The sequence below is a fragment of the Enterobacter sp. N18-03635 genome (assembly GCF_004006055.1).
Taxonomy (GTDB): Bacteria; Pseudomonadota; Gammaproteobacteria; order Enterobacterales; family Enterobacteriaceae; genus Enterobacter; species Enterobacter vonholyi.
Genome location: NZ_CP034769.1, coordinates 4,081,637 through 4,101,870, shown reverse-complemented (window position 1 = coordinate 4,101,870; position 20,234 = coordinate 4,081,637). Strand labels below are relative to the sequence as shown.

The following is a 20,234-nucleotide window of genomic DNA, read 5'->3' as shown; positions in this document are numbered from 1 at the left end:
CAAGTTAGCGCTTACTCGCTACCCCCATCAACCCACGGAGTAATCTCAAGGATGCGATTAACGACGAAGTTCTCAGCTTTTATCACCTTGCTGACGGGGCTTACCATTTTTGTCACCCTTCTGGGTTGCTCTCTGAGCTTTTACAACGCCATTCAGGACAAACTGGTCAACCGGGTACAGTCTGTCGCGTCGGTGATTGATACGCGTCTGCTAACGACGCCGCTACCAGCGCTCACCAGTGAGCTTGATGAGTTGATGGTACCTGTTGATATTGTTCAGATCGACATTCAGCAGGGAAAGCATCGTGTTTTAAGCCATGAACGGCCGGGGAGCTATCGGCCTGCGGGCGTGGTGAGCCAGTATCGGGAAGTGACGGTGCATTCCCTCAAAAATCCAGGGATGACCATACGCATGGTCTATCTCGATCCGATGGCCAGCTATTTCCGATCCATGATGACCACCGCGCCGCTCACCGTCGCGGTGGCGTTTATCGTCCTGCTGATCTTTCTCGCGGTCCGCTGGCTGCGCCGCCAGCTCTCCGGCCAGGAGCTGCTGGAGATGCGCTCCGTACGTATCCTGAACGGTGAACGCGGCCCGCAGGTGCGCGGCTCGGTTCATGAATGGCCGTCACGCGCCAGCAGCGCGCTGGATACCTTGCTCTCCGAAGTCCAGTTTGCCAGCGACCAGCGCAGCCGTATGGATACGCTGATCCGCTCTTATGCTGCGCAGGATAATAAAACTGGCCTCAACAATCGTCTTTTCTTTGATAATCAGCTGGCCACGCTGCTCGACGATTCAGAAAAAGTGGGGACACATGGGGTAGTGATGATGATTCGCCTGCCCGATTTCGATCTCCTGCGCGACACCTGGGGACAGCGGGCCGCGGAAGAAAATCTCTTTACGCTAATCAACCTGCTCTCCACCTTTATTATGCGCTACCCGGGCGCATTACTGGCCCGCTATCACCGCAGTGACTTTGCCGTGTTGCTGCCGCACCGTACGCTGAAGGAGTCGGAAAGCATCGCCAGCCAGCTGCTGAAGGCGGTGGATGCGCTGCCGCAGAGCAAAATGCTCGACAGGGATGATATGGTCCATATGGGGATCTGCGCCTGGCGTGGCGGACAATCGACAGAACAGGTAATGGAACATGCGGAAGCCGCTACCCGCAACGCTGTCTTACAGGGGGCGAACGGATGGGCGGTGTATGATGACTCGCTGCCGGAAAAAGGGCGCGGTAACGTGCGCTGGCGTACTTTGATTGAGCAAATGCTGAGCCGCGGCGGACCGCGTATTTATCAAAAACCCGCGGTCATGAAAAACGGCAATGTTCATCACCGAGAGCTGATGTGTCGTATTTTTGACGGTACCGAAGAGGTCATCTCTGCGGAATATCTGCCGATGGTGCTGCAATTTGGGCTGTCCGAAGAGTATGACCGCCAGCAAATTACCCGGCTGATTCCGTTTTTATCCTTCTGGCCTGAAGAAAACCTGGCGTTACAGGTCACCGTTGAGTCGTTAATACGCCCACGTTTTCAGCGCTGGCTACGTGATACATTAATGCAATGCGAAAAATCACAGCGCAAACACATTATTTTTGAACTTGCTGAGGCCGATGTAGGTCAACACATCAGCCGGTTACGTCCGGTGGTACGTTTGATCAATGCGCTCGGTGCGCGTGTAGCGGTGACGCAGGCTGGTTTAACGCTGGTCAGTACCAACTGGATCAAGGAACTGGATGTGGAGTTATTAAAGCTACATCCGGGGCTGGTAAGGAATATCGAGAAGCGTACGGAAAACCAGCTTCTGGTACAGAGTCTGGTAGAAGCATGCAAGGGAACGCGAACACAAGTGTTTGCCACGGGCGTGCGCTCCAGAAGCGAATGGCAGATGTTAACAGCGCGCGGCGTGATGGGTGGTCAGGGGGATTTTTTTGCTGCCTCTCAACCGCTTGACACCAACGTGAAAAAATATTTGCAAAGATACTCTGTTTGACCTGCCGTTTACGCTGTTTTCACGTAGAATATCGCGCCTGTAGCTTTGAGTATGTCGAGCAAAAAGCCAGTGAACGACCTTTAATGGGTTACAAACGTCAGTGGGGAACGCAACTGTTTACTCAGCCCTGAAGGAGTCAGGGGATGATTTTGTAACATCAGGAAACGTACTGCATAAATTTTCACCGTTGCAGATGATTTTTGCGCCTTGTCGCTGCTGCGTGTGGTTGGTAAAGTAAGCGGATTTTGTTTTCCGCCCCAGCTTTCAGGATTATCCCTTAGTATGTTGAAAAAATTTCGTGGCATGTTTTCCAATGACCTGTCCATTGACCTGGGTACCGCGAATACCCTTATTTATGTAAAAGGACAAGGCATCGTATTGAATGAGCCTTCCGTTGTGGCCATTCGTCAGGATCGTGCAGGCTCGCCAAAAAGCGTGGCCGCAGTGGGTCATGACGCGAAGCAGATGCTGGGTCGTACCCCAGGCAACATTGCCGCTATCCGCCCAATGAAAGACGGTGTTATCGCCGACTTCTTCGTGACTGAAAAAATGCTTCAGCACTTCATCAAGCAGGTTCACAGCAACAGCTTCATGCGTCCAAGCCCGCGTGTTCTGGTGTGTGTGCCGGTTGGCGCAACCCAGGTAGAACGTCGCGCAATCCGTGAATCTGCCCAGGGTGCAGGTGCGCGTGAAGTGTTCCTGATTGAAGAGCCAATGGCGGCGGCAATCGGTGCAGGTCTGCCTGTGTCTGAAGCGACCGGTTCCATGGTGGTGGATATCGGTGGTGGTACCACTGAAGTGGCCGTTATCTCTCTGAACGGCGTGGTGTACTCCTCTTCCGTACGTATCGGTGGTGACCGCTTCGACGAAGCCATCATTAATTATGTGCGCCGTAACTACGGCTCTCTGATCGGTGAAGCCACCGCAGAGCGTATCAAACATGAAATCGGCTCTGCGTATCCGGGCGATGAAGTGCGTGAGATCGAAGTACGTGGCCGTAACCTGGCTGAGGGTGTTCCACGCGGTTTCACCCTGAACTCCAACGAAATTCTGGAAGCACTGCAGGAACCACTGACGGGCATCGTGAGCGCGGTAATGGTCGCGCTGGAACAGTGTCCACCAGAGCTGGCGTCCGATATCTCCGAGCGCGGTATGGTTCTGACCGGTGGTGGTGCGCTGCTGCGTAACCTCGACCGCCTGTTAATGGAAGAGACAGGTATTCCTGTCGTAGTTGCAGAAGATCCACTGACTTGCGTCGCCCGTGGTGGTGGCAAGGCGCTGGAAATGATCGACATGCACGGCGGCGATTTGTTCAGCGAAGAGTAGTCGAGTTTGAGAGGGTAGCAATTTGCTACCCTTTCTCTCTGACGCGAGAATACGCATAGCCTATGAAGCCAATTTTTAGCCGTGGCCCATCGCTACAGTTTCGCCTTATTCTGGCGGTTCTGGTTGCGCTTGGGGTCATTATTGCCGATAGCCGCCTCGGTACGTTCAGCCAGATCAGAACGTACATGGATACCGCCGTCAGTCCTTTCTACTTTGTTTCAAATGGTCCCCGTGAACTGCTCGACTCCGTTTCTCAAACGCTGTCTTCACGCGACCAACTCGAACTCGAAAACCGGGCATTACGTCAGGAACTGTTGCTGAAAAACAGCGAACTGCTGATGCTGGGGCAATACAAGCAGGAAAACGCGCGCCTGCGTGAACTGCTCGGCTCGCCGCTGCGTCAGGATGAGCAGAAGATGGTTACCCAGGTGATCTCCACCGTGAACGACCCTTACAGCGATCAGGTTGTGATCGACAAAGGGAGCGTCAACGGGGTGTATGAAGGCCAGCCAGTTATCAGTGATAAAGGCGTAGTTGGCCAGGTTGTTGCCGTCGCCAAACTGACCAGCCGCGTGCTGCTGATTTGCGACGCCACGCATGCGCTGCCGATCCAGGTCCTGCGCAATGACATCCGCGTGATCGCGGCCGGTAACGGCTGTACGGACGACCTGCAGCTGGAACACCTGCCGGCTAACACGGATATCCGCGTAGGCGACGTGCTGGTGACGTCTGGACTGGGTGGACGCTTCCCTGAGGGTTATCCGGTTGCGGTGGTCTCTTCGGTCAAGCTGGATACCCAGCGTGCCTATACCGTGATTCAGGCGCGTCCAACTGCTGGTTTGCAGCGTCTGCGCTATCTGCTGCTGCTGTGGGGTGCCGATCGTAACGGGGCTAACCCGATGACGCCTGAAGAGGTCCATCGCGTAGCAAACGAGCGCCTGATGCAGATGATGCCGCAGGTTCTTCCGCCTGCGGATTCCATGGGGCCGCCTGCGCCAGTACCGGCACCGGCAACCGGATTAACGCAGCCGCTGCCGGATGCGCCGCCACCGCCTAAACTCTCTTCGGGAGGGCAGTAGTGGCAAGCTATCGTAGCCAGGGACGCTGGGTCATCTGGCTCTCGTTTCTTATTGCACTGTTACTGCAGGTTATGCCCTGGCCGGACGACATTCTCGTTTTCCGGCCAAACTGGGTATTGCTCATTTTACTCTACTGGATCCTTGCCCTGCCGCATCGCGTAAATGTCGGCACGGGTTTCGTGATGGGTGCCATACTGGATCTCATTAGCGGCTCTACGCTTGGCGTGCGCGCCTTGTCCATGAGCATTATTGCGTACCTCGTCGCACTCAAATTCCAGCTCTTTCGTAACCTTGCGCTCTGGCAACAGGCCCTGGTGGTGATGCTATTGTCGCTCGCTGCGGATATCGTTGTTTTCTGGGCAGAGTTTTTAGTGATCAACGTCTCTTTCCGACCGGAAGTGTTCTGGAGTAGTGTAGTAAACGGTGTGCTCTGGCCATGGCTATTCCTGCTGATGCGTAAGGTTCGCCAGCAGTTTGCTGTGCAATAAAAGGTTTCTATGACGTCTTTGTATCTCGCTTCCGGCTCCCCGCGCCGTCAGGAACTCCTGACGCAGCTAGGGGTCTCTTTTGAACGCATCGTTACCGGCATTGAAGAAAAACGTGCTGAGGGCGAAAGTGCTCAACAGTACGTGTCACGTCTGGCGCGGGAGAAAGCGCAGGCGGGCGTGGCCAGTGTGCCACGCGATCTTCCCGTGCTGGGGGCAGATACCATCGTTATCCTGAACGGTGAAGTGCTGGAGAAACCGCACGACGCCGATCATGCAGCGCGCATGCTGCGCAAGCTGTCCGGACAAACGCATCAGGTGATGACGGCCGTCGCGCTGGCTGACAGCCAGCACGTGCTGGACTGCCTGGTGGTGACGGAAGTGACCTTCAGAGTACTTACCGACGACGACATCGCCGCTTATATTGCCAGCGGTGAACCGATGGATAAAGCAGGTGCATACGGTATTCAGGGGCTGGGTGGCTGTTTTGTCAGGAAGATTCATGGCAGCTATCACGCCGTAGTCGGCTTACCGCTGGTGGAAACGTATGAGTTGCTGAGCAATTTTAACTCACTGCGTGAGGGAAGGGATAATTATGACGGCTGAATTGTTGGTAAACGTAACGCCCTCGGAAACCCGTGTGGCCTATATCGATGGTGGCATTCTTCAGGAAATTCATATTGAGCGTGAAGCGCGGCGCGGAATAGTAGGCAATATCTACAAAGGTCGTGTCAGTCGTGTACTACCGGGTATGCAGGCGGCTTTTGTAGATATTGGACTCGATAAGGCGGCATTTTTACATGCCTCCGATATCATGCCGCACACCGAGTGCGTCGCGGGCGAAGAGCAAAAGCAGTTTGCCGTGCGCGACATTTCTGAACTGGTGCGTCAGGGACAGGATCTGATGGTGCAGGTGGTGAAAGATCCCCTCGGCACCAAAGGCGCCCGTCTGACCACCGACATCACCTTACCTTCCCGCTATCTGGTCTTTATGCCCGGCGCGTCGCACGTGGGCGTTTCGCAGCGTATTGAGAGTGAAACCGAGCGCGAGCGTCTGAAGAAAGTGGTCAGCGCCTACTGCGATGAACAGGGCGGATTTATCATCCGTACCGCCGCGGAAGGGATCAGCGAGGAAGACCTGGCGTCGGATGCGGCTTACCTGAAGCGCGTCTGGACAAAAGTGATGGAGCGTAAAAAACGTAACCAGACCCGCTATCAGCTCTATGGTGAGCTGGCGCTGGCGCAGCGCGTTCTGCGTGACTTTGCCGACGCGCAGCTCGACCGCATTCGCGTGGACTCTCGTCTGACGTACGAGGCCCTGCTTGAGTTTACCGCTGAATATATCCCTGAGATGCCTGGCCTGCTGGAGCACTACACCGGGCGTCAGCCGATCTTCGATCTCTATGATGTCGAAAACGAGATCCAGCGCGCGCTGGAGCGTAAGGTCGAGCTTAAGTCAGGCGGCTATCTGATCATCGATCAGACCGAAGCGATGACTACCGTCGATATCAATACCGGCGCTTTTGTCGGCCATCGCAATCTCGATGACACCATCTTCAACACCAATATCGAAGCCACGCAGGCCATTGCGCGCCAGCTTCGTCTGCGCAATCTGGGCGGCATTATCATCATCGACTTCATCGATATGAGTAATGAAGACCACCGTCGCCGCGTGCTGCACTCGCTTGAGCAGGCCCTGAGTAAAGACCGCGTGAAAACCAGCATTAACGGCTTCTCGCAGCTGGGGCTGGTGGAAATGACGCGTAAGCGTACCCGCGAGAGCGTGGAGCATGTGCTGTGCAATGAATGCCCAACCTGCCATGGACGCGGAACGGTAAAGACGGTTGAGACCGTCTGCTACGAAATTATGCGTGAAATCGTCCGTGTTCATCATGCCTACGACTCCGATCGTTTTCTGGTCTATGCTTCCCCTGCGGTGGCTGAAGCGCTGAAAGGCGAAGAGTCACACGCGCTGGCGGAAGTGGAAATCTTTGTCGGCAAACAGGTAAAAGTACAAATTGAACCGCTCTATAACCAGGAGCAGTTTGACGTCGTGATGATGTAAGCGCAGTACGCTGCGTGACGAAGCTGACAAGGAGAGATGCGTGAGGCGATTGCCGGGGATTTTATTGCTTACAGGGGCAACGCTGGTCGTGATTGTCGCGTTGCTCGTGAGCGGGCTACGCCTCGTTTTACCGCATCTGGACAGCTGGCGTCCGCAGCTGCTGGCGAAAATCGAATCCACCACCGGCGTGCCGGTGAACGTAAGCCAGGTTAGCGCTAACTGGCAGAATTTTGGCCCGACGCTCGATGTCCGGGATATCAACGCCAGCCTGAAAGATGGCGGCTACCTGAAAATCAAACGCGTGACCCTGGCGCTGGACGTCTGGCAAAGCCTGCTGCATCTGCGCTGGCAGTTTCGCGATCTCACCTTTTATCAGCTCCAGTTTCTGACCAATACGCCGCTGTCTGGCGGCGATAGCGGTCAGGGTCTTGAAGCTAACCGCTTCAGCGATCTTTTCCTCCGCCAGTTCGATCATTTCGATCTGCGCGACAGCGAAGTGAGCTTTATTACCCTTTCCGGGCAGCGCGCCGAGCTGGCGATCCCGCAGCTTACCTGGCTTAACGGTAAGGATCGGCACCGCGCCGAGGGGCAGGTCAATCTCTCGAGCCTGAACGGCCAGCACGGCGTGATGCAGGTGCGTATGGATCTGCGCGACGATGACGGCCTGTTAAATAACGGCAAAGTCTGGCTGCAGGCCGACGATGTGGACGTCAAGCCGTGGCTGGGCGACTGGCTCCAGCAAAACATGCAGCTGGAAACGGCCCGCTTCAGCCTTGAGGGCTGGTTGACCCTGACGAAAGGCGAATTTGCCAGCGGTGATATCTGGCTCAAGCAGGGGGGCGCGAGCTGGAAAGGCGAAAAACAACAGCATCAGCTTTCCGTCGATAACCTCACCGCGCACGTGACGCAGGAGAAAGAGGGCTGGCAGTTTGCCATTCCCGATACGCGCATCACGATGGACGGCAAGCCGTGGCCGCGCGGTGCGCTGACGCTGGCCTGGATGCCGGAGCAGGACGTTGGCGGCACCGCCAGTAAACGCAGTGACGAGCTGCGCATCCGCGCCAGCAACCTGGATTTGGCCGCCATTGAAGGGCTACGCTCGATGGCGGCAAAGCTCTCTCCTGACCTGGGCGAGATCTGGCTGGCTACGCAGCCGAGCGGAAAGATTGATTCTCTGGCGCTGGATATTCCGCTTCAGGCGACGGAAAAAACCCGTTTCCAGGCGACATGGAAAGATCTTGCCTGGAAACAGTGGAAGCTGCTGCCGGGTGCGGAGCACTTCAGCGGCAAGCTGGAAGGCAGCGTGGAGAATGGCAGGCTGACGGTTGATATGCACGACGCCAAAATGCCTTACGAGACGGTCTTCCGCGCGCCGCTGGAAATCGAACAGGGCAACGCAGTGCTTAACTGGCTCCGTAACGATAAGGGTTTCCAGTTCGATGGTCGGCATATCGACGTCAAAGCGAAAGCGGTGCACGCGCGCGGAGATTTCCGCTATCTGCAGCCTGAAGGCGATGAGCCATGGCTGGGGATTCTGGCCGGGATCAGTACCGATGATGGCTCCCAGGCCTGGCGCTATTTCCCGGAAAACCTGATGGGGAAAGCGCTGGTAGACTATCTCAGCGGCGCGATTCAGGGCGGTCAGGCGGATAATGCCACGCTGGTCTACGGCGGTAATCCCCATCTGTTCCCGTACAAACACAATGAAGGTCAGTTCCAGGTTCTGGTCCCGCTGCATGACGCCACCTTTGCGTTCCAGCCTGGCTGGCCCGCGCTGAAAAACCTGGATATCGAACTTAATTTCCTCAATGACGGCCTCTGGATGAAGTCCGACAGCGTGGCGCTGGGCGGCGTGACGGCCAGCAACCTGACGGCCAACATCCCGGATTACTCCAAAGAGAAGCTGCTGATTGATGCCGAGATCAACGGTCCCGGCAAGGCGGTGGGACCGTACTTTGAGGAGACGCCGCTGAAAGAGTCGCTGGCCGCGACGCTTCAGCAGCTCCAGCTTGATGGCGATGTGAATGCTCGCTTACATCTTGATATCCCGCTGGACGGAGAGATGACCACCGCCAAAGGTGATGTCCGCCTGAAAAACAACAGCCTGTTCATCAAACCCCTTGAGAGCACGCTGAAAAATCTCAGCGGGCAGTTCAGCTTTGAAAACGGTAACCTGAAGAGCGAGCCGCTTACTGCCAGCTGGTTTAATCAGCCCGTGAATATCGACTTCACGACCACAGAGGGTGAAAAGGCGTATCAGGTAGCCGTCAATCTGGACGGTAACTGGCAGCCAGCGCGTATGGACGTCCTGCCGAAGCCCATCGAGGCGTCGGTGGATGGCGCGGTCGCCTGGCAGGGTAAAGTGGCAATCGACCTGCCTTATCACGCGGGCGCCCAGTATAAGGTCGACATCACGGGTGACCTGAAGAATATTCGAAGCCAGCTGCCAGCGCCGCTGGATAAACAGGCCGGACAGCCGCTGCCGGTAAAGCTGAACGTCGATGGCAACCTGAACAACTTCGCGCTGACCGGCAGCGCGGGCGGGACAAACCACTTCAACAGCCGCTGGCTGCTTAACCGCAAGCTCACCCTCGACAAAGCCATCTGGACAACGGATAGCCGCTCCACGCCGCCGCTGCCGGAGCAGACGGGCGTTGAGCTGAATCTCCCACCGATGGACGGTGCAGAGTGGCTGGCGCTGTTCCAGAAAGGCGTTGGGCAAAACGTTGATGAAACCGCCCAGTTCCCGCAAACCATTACCGTACGTACGCCTTCGCTGATGCTGGGCGGGCAGCAGTGGAACAACCTGAGCATCGTCTCGCAGCCTGGCGCTAACGGCACGAAGGTAGAGGCCCAGGGCAGAGAGATCAACGGTACTTTGACCATGCGCAATCACGCGCCATGGCAGGCGGCGATTCGCTATCTCTACTACAACCCGGCAAGCGCCACGAGCGGGAAAGATAAACCGGCAGAAGCGTCTCCGCTGAGTAATGCCTCCCGCGTCGATTTTAGCGGCTGGCCCGATCTCCAGCTGCGCTGCGCTGAGTGCTGGCTGTGGGGGCAGAAATATGGCCGTATTGACGGTGATTTCACTATTCAGGCCAACACGCTTACGCTCTCCGGTGGCCTGGTTGATACCGGCTTTGGCCGCATGACGGCCGCAGGGGAATGGGTGAATAACCCGGGCGAGCAGCGAACGTCCCTCAAGGGCGACATTAAAGGCAACAAGCTGGATGCGGCAGCCAATTTCTTTGGTATCAGCACGCCGCTGCGCGGTTCGTCATTTGATGTTAATTATGATCTTCACTGGCGCGACGCTCCGTGGAAGCCGGATGAGGCCTCGCTGAACGGCATTCTGAAAACCCACTTTGGTAAAGGTGAGATCGCCGACGTGAGCACGGGGCGCGCCGGGCAGATCCTGCGCCTGCTGAGTTTTGATGCGCTGCTGCGCAAGCTGCGCTTCGATTTCAGCGATACGTTCAGCGAAGGTTTCTACTACGATTCCATCCGCAGTACGGCATGGATTAAGGACGGCGTTCTGCATACGGACGATACGCTGGTGGATGGCCTGGAAGCGGATATCGCCATGAAAGGCTCGGTCAACCTCGTGCGCCGCGAACTGGATATGGAAGCCGTGGTGGCACCGGAAATTTCCGCGAGCGTGGGCGTTGCGGCGGCCTTTGTGGTGAACCCGATTGTCGGTGCGGCGGTGTTTGCCGCCAGCAAAGTGCTGGGGCCGCTGTGGAGCAAGGTCTCCATTCTGCGCTACCGCATTACCGGTCCGGTCGATAAACCGCAGATTAACGAGGTGCTGCGCCAGCCGCGCAAAGATGCACAGCAATGATTTGACGTGGGCAGGTAATTGCCTCACTCTCAATAAATACGATCTTTATACCGCCACGGGCGGCAACGAACGAGTAGCAATACGATGAGTCTGAACCTGGTAAGTGAACATTTGCTCGCAGCGAACGGCCTGAATCATCAGGACCTGTTCTCCATTCTTGGTCAACTGACCGAACGCCGTCTCGACTACGGCGACCTTTATTTCCAGTCGAGCTATCACGAATCCTGGGTTTTAGAAGACAGCATCATTAAAGATGGCTCTTACAACATCGACCAGGGCGTCGGCGTCCGCGCCGTCAGCGGCGAGAAAACCGGTTTTGCCTATGCCGATCAGATTAGCCTGGCTGCACTTGAGCAGAGCGCGCAGGCCGCGCGTACCATTGTGCGTGATACTGGCGATGGTCGCGTGAAAACCCTTGGAGAAGTGCAGCACTCTGCGCTCTATACCAGCATCGATCCTCTGCAGAGCATGAGCCGTGAAGAGAAGCTGGATATCCTGCGTCGCGTGGACAAAGTCGCCCGCGCGGCGGATAAACGCGTGCAGGAAGTTTCAGCCAGCCTGAGCGGTGTGTATGAACTGATTCTGGTGGCGGCAACGGACGGCACTCTGGCGGCAGACGTTCGCCCGCTGGTACGTCTCTCCATCAGCGTGCAGGTCGACGACGATGGCAAACGCGAGCGCGGCTCAAGCGGTGGCGGCGGTCGTTTCGGCTATGACTGGTTCCTGGGCGACGTTGACGGTGAAGCGCGCGCTGACGCGTGGGCAAAAGAAGCCGTGCGCATGGCGCTGGTGAATCTGAATGCCGTCGCGGCGCCGGCGGGCTCATTCCCGGTGGTGCTGGGTGCTGGCTGGCCGGGCGTGCTGCTACACGAGGCGGTAGGCCACGGCCTGGAAGGCGACTTTAATCGTCGCGGGACGTCGGTGTTCAGCGGTCAGATCGGGCAGCTTGTCTCCTCTGAACTGTGTACCGTGGTGGATGACGGCACGATACGCGATCGTCGCGGCTCGGTGGCTATCGACGATGAAGGTACGCCCGGCCAGTACAACGTGCTGATCGAAAATGGCGTGCTGAAAGGCTACATGCAGGACAAACTCAACGCGCGCCTGATGGGCGTCGCGCCGACGGGCAACGGACGTCGCGAATCTTACGCGCACCTGCCGATGCCGCGCATGACCAACACGTATATGCTGCCGGGTAAATCCACGCCGCAGGAGATTATCGAATCCGTTGATTACGGTATCTTTGCGCCAAACTTTGGCGGCGGCCAGGTGGATATCACCTCCGGTAAGTTTGTCTTCTCTACTTCAGAAGCGTACCTGATTGAGAAGGGCAAAGTGACCAAAGCGGTGAAAGGTGCGACGCTGATTGGCTCCGGTATTGAAGCCATGCAGCAGATTTCGATGGTCGGTAACGATCTGAAACTGGATAACGGCGTGGGCGTCTGCGGTAAAGAGGGCCAGAGCCTGCCGGTTGGCGTGGGCCAGCCAACGCTGAAAGTGGACAACCTGACGGTGGGCGGCACGGCGTAAGTTTTCCCGTCACTCTAACCCTCTCCCAAACCGGGAGAGGTGTCTCGAATTACAAAACCTATTCTTTCCTTCTTCCCCGCATCCCCTGAAACAGCTCTGCTACGTCCACAAAATACTCGGTCAGATAGTTAATACACACCTGCACCTTTAGCGGGAGTTTGTCTTTTTCGGTATACAGGGCGTACACCGGACGCGGATCGGACTGGTAGCGCGGGAAGAGGATCTCAAGCACGCCGCTGTTGATCTCGTTGATCACCCACATTAACGGCACGTAGGCAATCCCGGCGCCGGCCACTAGCCAGCGCGAAATGGTCATCGGATCGTTAGTGACAAATCGCCCTTCCGGCAGCAGTTTGGTGGAGATCCCTTCCGGGGCAATCAGCTCAAATTCATTGTCGGGCCGCACGCTGTATTCCAGCCACGAGTGGTTGGTGAGATCGGCGGGTTTCTCCGGAACACCGTACTGGGCCAGATAGCTCTTGGAAGCGCAGACGACCATCGGCATGCTGCCCAGCCGACGCGAGAACAGGCTGGAATCCTGCAGCGCGCCGACGCGGATCACCACGTCCAGACCGTCGGCAATCAGGTCCGGCGCCGGGATACCCGTCACCAGATTAACGGTAAGCCCGGGATACTCTTTCAGCATATCCGCCGTCATGGCAGCGAGAACATTTTGTGCCATAGTTGAAGAACACCCGATGCGCAGCGTGCCGATGGGGGTGTTGTTGAAGGCGTAGAGCTGTTCGTGAACATCCTGCACTTCCAGCAGCATACGGCGACAGCCCTGATAGTAAATTTTGCCCGCTTCCGTCAGCCCAATGCTGCGGGTACTGCGGTTGAGCAGCTTGACCTGAAGCTCATCTTCCAGTTTAGAGACCGTCTGGCTGATGGATGAGACGCTCATCTGAAGCTGGCGTGCAGCGGCGGTAAAGGAGCCCAGTTCAACCACTTTGGCGAAGACCGACATGCGTTTTAAACGTTCCATTGTTCACTCTGGCTTAAAAGTGATTTAGATCACATATTATAGATAACAGCATAACAGTTACGTTAATATATTATTTATTACATAACGGCTGCGCCATTCTCGCCCGGCGTTTCTTGCTCTTCTGCGATGGCGTGCGCTAAAAAAATTCTGAAGCCTGCACTCTCTCTAATCAAGGTCAACATGAGTCTGTTTCCCGTTATCGTGGTGTTCGGTCTGTCCTTCCCACCGATATTTTTCGAGCTTCTTTTATCACTGGCGATCTTCTGGCTGGTGCGCAAGGTGCTGGTCCCTACCGGGATCTACGATTTCGTCTGGCACCCTGCATTGTTCAATACCGCGCTGTATTGCTGCCTGTTTTACCTGATATCGCGCATGTTTGTCTGAGGTTGATGTGAAAACGCTAACAAGAAAAATCTCCCGCACTGCCATCACCATGGCGCTGGTTATCCTCGCCTTCATCGCTATTTTCCGCGCCTGGGTCTATTACACTGAATCACCGTGGACGCGTGATGCACGCTTCAGCGCCGATGTGGTGGCAATCGCTCCTGACGTGGCCGGTCTTATCACGGCGGTCAACGTCCACGATAACCAGCTGGTGAAAAAAGATCAGGTCCTGTTCACCATCGACCAGCCTCGTTACCAGAAAGCGCTGGAAGAGGCGGAAGCGGACGTGGCCTATTACCAGGCGCTGGCTGCGGAGAAACGCCGCGAGGCTGGCCGCCGTAACCAGCTTGGCGTTCAGGCAATGTCCCGTGAAGAGATTGACCAGTCCAACAACGTGCTGCAAACCGTGCTGCACCAGCTGGCGAAAGCGCAGGCAACGCGCGATCTGGCAAAGCTCGATCTTGAGCGTACCGTGATCCGCGCGCCGTCCGATGGCTGGGTGACCAACCTTAACGTCTATGCCGGGGAATTCATTACCCGTGGCTCAACCGCCGTGGCGCTGGTGAAACAGAACTCCTTCTACGTACTCGCCTATATGGAAGAGACCAAGCTGGAAGGCGTACGACCGGGCTACCGGGCAGAAATTACGCCGCTGGGCAGCAATCGCGTCTTTAAAGGTACCGTCGACAGCGTCGCCGCAGGGGTGACTAATTCCAGCAGTTCGAATGATGCCAAAGGGATGGCAACGGTGGATTCCAACCTCGAGTGGGTGCGTCTGGCCCAGCGCGTGCCGGTCCGTATCCATCTGGACGAACAGCAGGGCAACCTGTGGCCTGCGGGTACCACGGCGACGGTGGTGATTACCGGTGAAAAAGATCGGGATGCCAGCCAGGACTCGTTCTTCCGTAAAATCGCCCACCGTCTGCGCGAGTTTGGTTAATCGCTATGGGCATCTTTTCCATCGCCAGCCAGCACATTCGCTTCGCCGTGAAGCTGGCGTGTGCCATTGTGCTGGCGCTGTTTGTTGGCTTTCACTTCCAGCTTGAAACCCCTCGCTGGGCAGTGCTGACGGCTGCGATTGTCGCGGCGGGCCCGGCCTTTGCCGCGGGTGGGGAACCTTATTCAGGCGCGATCCGCTATCGCGGGATGCTGCGTATCATCGGAACGTTCATCGGCTGTCTCGCGGCGCTCACCATAATTATTCTGATGATCCGCACGCCGCTGCTGATGCTGATGGTGTGCTGTATCTGGGCGGGCTTCTGCACCTGGATCTCGTCTCTGGTGAAAGTGGAGAACTCCTACGCCTGGGGGCTGGCGGGCTATACCGCGCTGATTATTATCATCACCATTCAGTCCGAGCCGCTGCTCGCCCCGCAGTTTGCGGTTGAGCGCTGCAGCGAGATTGTCATTGGTATCGTGAGTGCGATTGTCGCGGATCTGCTGTTCTCTCCGCGCTCCATCAAGCAGGAAGTCGACCGTGAGCTTGACGCGCTGATCGTTGCTCAATACCAACTGATGCAGCTCTGCATCAAGCACGGCGACAGCGAAGAGGTGGATAAAGCCTGGAGCGGGCTGGTTCGCCGCACGCAGGCGCTGGAAGGGATGCGCAGCAACCTTAACATGGAGTCGTCACGCTGGGCCCGCGCTAACCGTCGTCTGAAAGCCCTTAATACGGTCTCGTTAACGCTGATTACCCAGGCATGTGAAACCTATCTGATTCAGAACACGCGCCCGGAAGCGGTCACCGATACGTTCCGCGAACTGTTCGCCGAGCCGGTGGAAACCGTGCAGGACGTGCATAAGCAGCTTAAACGTATGCGCCGGGTGATTGCCTGGACCGGGGAGCGCGACACGCCGATAACGATCTACACCTGGGTCGGCGCCGCGACGCGCTACCTGCTGCTGAAACGCGGCGTGATTGGTAACACCAAAATCAGCGCGGCAGAAGAAGAGGTACTGCAGGGCGAAGTGGTGATCAAGGCGGAATCCGCCGAGCGCCATCACGCGATGGTCAACTTCTGGCGTACGACGCTTGCCTGTATGCTCGGCACGTTGTTCTGGCTGTGGACGGGCTGGACGTCCGGCAACGGCGCGATGGTGATGATTGCCGTCGTTACCGCACTGGCGATGCGTCTGCCTAATCCGCGTATGGTCGCCATCGATTTCCTGTACGGCGCCATTGCCGCCCTGCCGATAGGCGCGCTCTATTTCCTGGTCATCATCCCGTCGACGCAACAGAGCATGCTGCTGCTCTGTATTAGCCTGGCGGTAATGGCGTTCTTTATCGGCATTGAAGTGCAAAAGCGGCGCCTGGGATCGCTGGGTGCGCTGGCGAGTACGATTAACATCATCGTGCTCGATAACCCGATGACCTTCCATTTCAGCCAGTTCCTCGACAGCGCGTTAGGTCAGCTGGTGGGCTGTTTCCTGGCAATGATGGTGATACTGCTGGTGCGGGATAACTCGCAGGCAAGAACGGGCCGCGTGCTGTTGAACCAGTTCGTGTCGGCTGCCGTGTCGTCTTTGACAACCAATACCGCGCGCCGTAAAGAGAACCACCTTCCCGCGCTCTACCAGCAGCTGTTTTTACTGCTGAACAAGTTCCCGGGCGATATCGCGAAGTTCCGCCTGGCGCTGACCATGATCATCGCGCACCAGCGTCTGCGTAACGCGCCCGTGCCGATTAACGACGATCTGTCGGCCTTCCACCGCCAGTTACGTCGTACCGCCGATCACGTGCTTTCCGCCAGCAGCGATGACAAACGGCGTCGTTACTTTACGCAGCTGCTTGAAGAGCTCGATGTCTATCAGGAAAAGCTCAAGCAATGGGAAGCGCCGCCTCAGGTGACCGAGCCGGTAGGAAGGCTAGTGTTTATGCTGCATCGTTACCAGAATGCCCTCACTGATAGCTGACTGAAGTAAAAAAACCGACGCCAAAAGCGTCGGTTTTTTTGTGGCTATACTTATTCCTGCACGTTCTTACATTTCAGAAAGGGAGGACACATGACGACCCAGGCGCTTCAGGACCACATCCTTTTTCAGACCGGCTATCTGGTCAACGGAATCTGGAAAACGCTGGACACGACGTTTGATGTGCTGAATCCCGCGACCGGTGAGGTCATTGCTAAAGTCGCAAAAGCGGGTAAAGCACAAACCGAAGAGGCTATCGCAGCGGCTACCAAAGCGTTCCCGGCATGGCGTGCCAAAACCGCGAAAGAACGCTCGGCGATTCTCTACCGCTGGTATGAATTGATTATTGAGAATAAAAGCTGGCTCGGGCGGTTAATGACCACCGAACAGGGCAAACCCCTGAAAGAAGCGGAGGGCGAAGTGGAGTACGCCGCCAGCTTTATCCAGTGGTTTGCCGAAGAGGCTAAACGCGCGAACGGTGAAATTATTCCACCGATCAAACCCGGCTCGCGCATTCTGGCGACCCGTGAACCTGTAGGCGTGGTCGCGGCGATAACGCCGTGGAACTTCCCGATGGCCATGCTTACCCGCAAGTTAGGCCCGGCGCTGGCTGCAGGATGTACCGGGGTAATTAAACCGGCCAACAACACGCCGCTCAGCGCCTTTGCGCTGCTTACATTGGCTAAACAGGCGGGTGTGCCCGACGGCGTTCTCAACGCCGTTGCCGGGAATACGCATGAAATCAGCGATGCGATTATGGCAAGTCGCGACGTGCGTAAGATCTCCTTTACCGGCTCAACCTCCGTCGGCAAAACGCTGGTGCGTAACGCAGCCGAAACCATGAAGAAAGTCTCGATGGAGCTGGGCGGAAATGCCCCGTATATCGTTTTTGAGGATGCGGACATCGACGCAGCGGTTAAGGGCGCGATCGCCAACAAGTTTCGCAATGCCGGGCAGGTCTGCGTCAGCGTGAACCGTTTTTATATTCAGGAAACCGTCTACGACAAATTTGTGAATAAACTCGCCGATGCGGTGAATGCGCTGAAGGTGGGTAATGGTCTTGAGGAGGGGGTGGTCGTCGGGCCGCTGATTGAACCTTCGGCGGTCAACAAGGTGCGTGAGCATGTCGACGACGCCGTTGCCCGGGGCGCAACCGTACTGGCTGGGGGGAAGCCCCATCCGCTTGGCGGAAATTTCTGGATGCCAACCGTGCTGGGCGACTGCCATGAAGGCATGAAGCTGGCAGAAGAAGAGACGTTTGGTCCGGTGGCGGCGTGCTTCCGTTTCACCTCGGAGGATGAGGTCATTCAGCGCGCCAACAATACGCCTTATGGGCTGGCGGCTTACTTTTATACCCAGAATCTCTCACGGGTCTTCCGCGTTTCACAGGCCATCGAGAGCGGGATGATTGGCATTAACGAGTGCGCCGTCTCCACGGAGCTCGGGCCTTTTGGCGGTGTAAAAGAGTCAGGTCTTGGACGAGAAGGCTCCGTGCTGGGACTGGAAGAGTATCTGGAAGTTAAAACCCTGCATATTGGGGGATTATAATAGACAGGGCGGCAGCTGCCGCTCGCCTGGACTGGGTGGCTGGCAATGAAAACCTATACGTTTGATTTTGACGAGATCGACAGTCAGGAAGACTTCTATCGGGAATTTATCCGGGTGTTTGATCTTGAAAGGGAAAGCGTGACGAATCTGGATACGCTTTGGGACGTGGTCACCGGCAGTCTGTTGCCGCTCCCGCTGGAGATTGAGTTTATCCATTTGCCCGATAAGCTGCGAAGACGTTTTGGCGCGCTGATATTGCTGTTCGATGAAGCGGAAGAAGAGCTTGAAGGGCAGTTGCGCTTTAACGCGCGGCACTGAATGAAAAAAGCCCCTGACCATGAGGCCAGGGGCAAGTCGTATGATGAGATACGACGAGGGTTTATTTATACAGTTCTGCAGTTGCATGCCAGTGGTCACCCTGATTCAGTTCGGTGACGCGATAGCTGCTGGCACCTGCTTTTTCAGCTTTGGCGGCCAGTTCGTGACGGATATCCATCGGTGAGCCAGTGACAGACGTCACGGAGACGCTGCCCATACGCTGTAGATTTTGTGCCTGGTCGGCATTCACCTGCTGTACGGCTGCACTTGCGCCGAAAGAGAGAACGGATGCCAGACCGAGGGTTGCGATGATCAATTTGGTTTTCATAGTCTTTACTCCTGAATAGGGTTTTTACTCAACGGCGAGAAGGGTTGAACTGCTATTTTTATGCCTGGTGCCGTTGAGTGGAGATTTACGTTTTCAGCTATTACTAAAACTTATTTGTACAGCTCAGCAGTGGCGTGCCAGTGGTCGCCAGAACGCGCTTCGATGATGCGATAGGATGATGCACCCTGTTCTTCCGCTTTTTTGTTCAGCATCTCATGCATGTCCATTGGCGATGTGCCGACCGCGCCGACAGAAACCGTACCGATGGCCTGACGGGATTGCGCCTGGTCAGCATTAATAGAGTCAGCCGCGAAAGCACCGAATGACAGGACAGACAGGACGCTCAGAGCCGCTACAGTTGATTTGATTTTCATGGTTCTTACCTCGTCGAATTTTTTAGTGGGGTCTTGTTTCGTGACCCTCATCACAAAATCAAGTATACACTAATAACGGTAAAAATTAATACCAGACTAATGGTTTCTATTGTTATTACGTGTTAACCAGTCCTTTTTTTATAACCAAATTGCATAATATTGGGTGTTTTTTGCACGTTTTTGTTGGTGATAGCTAATGAAATCATATGGATATCAACTTTTGATTTTTTGTGCGATTCTTTGATTTAGCATTCACCATGTGAATGTTAATGGGTGATAAAAAGCACTATTTGTCAAAGTGAAGGGCAGTAGAAAAGAGGGGGGAACGCAGCGGAAGCAGAACGATCCCCGCAGCGGCGCTACGGGGAGAGGGGATTAGAGTTCCTGTTCGAACAGAACCAGAATCGCTTCGTGGAGATCTTTCACGGAAAAACCGCTAGCCGGTGTGGTAAAGATGGTGTCATCGCCGGCGATAGTCCCGAGGATACCCTCCGTTTTACCCAGCGAGTCCAGCATGCGGGCAATCAGCTGTGCGGCGCCGGGGCTTGTGTGGATCACCACTACGGCGTCGTTATGATCGATATCCAGAACCAGATTTTTGAGCGGGCTGGAGGTGGTTGGCACGCCAAGTTCTGCTGGCAGGCAATAGACCATCTCCATCTTGGCGTTACGGGTACGCACCGCGCCAAATTTCGTTAACATGCGGGAGACTTTCGACTGATTGATGTTATCGAAGCCTTGTTCCTGCAGCGCCTGAACAATTTCTCCCTGAGAACTGAATTTCTCTTCTTTAAGTAGCGCTTTAAACGCCTTAACTAATTCTTCTTGCTTAGACGAGCTTCGCATAAGTCACCCGGAATATGACGATAGAAACAACATTATTATGCATGTGGATGAATTTTTATGCAAATTATCTACTCAGCGCCAGGCTGAAATAATGTTATGAAAGGGAGTGATTTTATCAGATTTCGTTATCAGAAAACATGCCTGGGTCACGCCGCGCAAATAAGCTTAAAAGTAAATTAAATGTTATCAAAATGATGTTGTTTTGGTGGCGGGGCAGGGT

General features: G+C 55.8%; 17 protein-coding genes. 13 read left to right on the top strand and 4 right to left on the bottom strand.

What is annotated here, in order from left to right; genetic code table 11:
* Positions 1-51: 51 nt before the first annotated feature.
* The 8 genes from csrD to tldD all read left to right on the top strand — a co-directional run bounded on the left by csrD (position 52) and on the right by tldD (position 12,321).
* Positions 52-1,992, top strand: a complete 1,941-nt coding sequence (gene csrD, locus ELK40_RS20380) for an RNase E specificity factor CsrD (protein WP_127732434.1) — start codon at positions 52-54, stop codon at positions 1,990-1,992.
* A 282-nt stretch (positions 1,993-2,274) separates the two neighbouring features.
* Positions 2,275-3,318 (top strand): rod shape-determining protein MreB, encoded by a 1,044-nt coding sequence (mreB, locus tag ELK40_RS20375; protein WP_000913396.1) that lies wholly within the window; start codon positions 2,275-2,277, stop codon positions 3,316-3,318.
* Positions 3,319-3,380: 62 nt separating this feature from the next.
* On the top strand, positions 3,381-4,397 hold the full coding sequence (gene mreC / locus ELK40_RS20370; RefSeq protein ID WP_023309400.1) for a rod shape-determining protein MreC: 1,017 nt from the start codon (positions 3,381-3,383) through the stop codon (positions 4,395-4,397).
* On the top strand, positions 4,397-4,885 hold the full coding sequence (mreD, locus tag ELK40_RS20365; RefSeq protein ID WP_023309399.1) for a rod shape-determining protein MreD: 489 nt from the start codon (positions 4,397-4,399) through the stop codon (positions 4,883-4,885). The genes mreC and mreD overlap by 1 nt, the downstream gene beginning before the upstream one ends.
* A gap of 9 nt (positions 4,886-4,894) precedes the next feature.
* Positions 4,895-5,488 carry a nucleoside triphosphate pyrophosphatase gene (locus tag ELK40_RS20360; protein WP_111964994.1) on the top strand — a complete coding sequence of 198 codons (594 nt, stop codon included), beginning with the start codon at positions 4,895-4,897 and terminating at the stop codon, positions 5,486-5,488.
* Positions 5,478-6,947: a ribonuclease G gene (gene rng, locus ELK40_RS20355; RefSeq protein WP_111964993.1), complete on the top strand. Its 1,470-nt coding sequence runs from the start codon at positions 5,478-5,480 to the stop codon at positions 6,945-6,947. Before ELK40_RS20360 ends, rng begins: the two co-directional genes overlap by 11 nt.
* Before the next feature lie 40 nt (positions 6,948-6,987).
* On the top strand, positions 6,988-10,791 hold the full coding sequence (gene yhdP / locus ELK40_RS20350) for an AsmA2 domain-containing protein YhdP (RefSeq protein ID WP_127732432.1): 3,804 nt from the start codon (positions 6,988-6,990) through the stop codon (positions 10,789-10,791).
* 84 nt (positions 10,792-10,875) lie between these two features.
* On the top strand, positions 10,876-12,321 hold the full coding sequence (gene tldD, locus ELK40_RS20345; RefSeq protein ID WP_127732430.1) for a metalloprotease TldD: 1,446 nt from the start codon (positions 10,876-10,878) through the stop codon (positions 12,319-12,321).
* A gap of 58 nt (positions 12,322-12,379) precedes the next feature.
* Here tldD and aaeR read toward each other — a convergent pair whose 3' ends face one another.
* Positions 12,380-13,306 (bottom strand): HTH-type transcriptional activator AaeR, encoded by a 927-nt coding sequence (gene aaeR / locus ELK40_RS20340; protein ID WP_023616809.1) that lies wholly within the window; start codon positions 13,304-13,306, stop codon positions 12,380-12,382.
* 180 nt (positions 13,307-13,486) lie between these two features.
* Between aaeR and aaeX the strand changes: the two genes are divergently transcribed.
* The 5 genes from aaeX (at position 13,487) to ELK40_RS20315 (ending at position 18,466) form a co-directional block, all read left to right on the top strand.
* A complete protein-coding gene (gene aaeX / locus ELK40_RS20335) occupies positions 13,487-13,690 on the top strand; it encodes a p-hydroxybenzoic acid efflux pump operon protein AaeX (RefSeq protein WP_003860416.1) in 204 nt (67 codons plus the stop codon).
* A 7-nt stretch (positions 13,691-13,697) separates the two neighbouring features.
* Positions 13,698-14,630, top strand: coding sequence for a p-hydroxybenzoic acid efflux pump subunit AaeA (gene aaeA, locus ELK40_RS20330; protein ID WP_023309394.1), 933 nt, complete (start codon positions 13,698-13,700; stop codon positions 14,628-14,630).
* Positions 14,631-14,635: 5 nt separating this feature from the next.
* The gene (gene aaeB, locus ELK40_RS20325; RefSeq protein WP_127732428.1) at positions 14,636-16,603 is read left to right on the top strand and encodes a p-hydroxybenzoic acid efflux pump subunit AaeB; all 1,968 of its coding nucleotides are present in this window, start codon (positions 14,636-14,638) and stop codon (positions 16,601-16,603) included.
* A 90-nt stretch (positions 16,604-16,693) separates the two neighbouring features.
* The gene (locus ELK40_RS20320) at positions 16,694-18,148 is read left to right on the top strand and encodes an NAD-dependent succinate-semialdehyde dehydrogenase (protein WP_127732426.1); all 1,455 of its coding nucleotides are present in this window, start codon (positions 16,694-16,696) and stop codon (positions 18,146-18,148) included.
* A 45-nt stretch (positions 18,149-18,193) separates the two neighbouring features.
* On the top strand, positions 18,194-18,466 hold the full coding sequence (locus ELK40_RS20315; RefSeq protein ID WP_008502839.1) for a barstar family protein: 273 nt from the start codon (positions 18,194-18,196) through the stop codon (positions 18,464-18,466).
* Between the two features lie 61 nt (positions 18,467-18,527).
* On the opposite strand, the gene yhcN (ELK40_RS20310) is transcribed toward ELK40_RS20315, so the two are convergent.
* The 3 genes from yhcN (ELK40_RS20310) to argR all read right to left on the bottom strand — a co-directional run bounded on the left by yhcN (ELK40_RS20310) (position 18,528) and on the right by argR (position 20,014).
* Complete coding sequence (gene yhcN, locus ELK40_RS20310; RefSeq protein ID WP_032659672.1) at positions 18,528-18,794, bottom strand: peroxide/acid stress response protein YhcN; 267 nt, start codon at positions 18,792-18,794, stop codon at positions 18,528-18,530.
* Between the two features lie 110 nt (positions 18,795-18,904).
* Complete coding sequence (yhcN, locus tag ELK40_RS20305; RefSeq protein ID WP_023309389.1) at positions 18,905-19,168, bottom strand: peroxide/acid stress response protein YhcN; 264 nt, start codon at positions 19,166-19,168, stop codon at positions 18,905-18,907.
* Positions 19,169-19,543: 375 nt separating this feature from the next.
* Positions 19,544-20,014 carry a transcriptional regulator ArgR gene (gene argR, locus ELK40_RS20300; protein WP_023309388.1) on the bottom strand — a complete coding sequence of 157 codons (471 nt, stop codon included), beginning with the start codon at positions 20,012-20,014 and terminating at the stop codon, positions 19,544-19,546.
* Positions 20,015-20,234 lie beyond the last annotated feature (220 nt).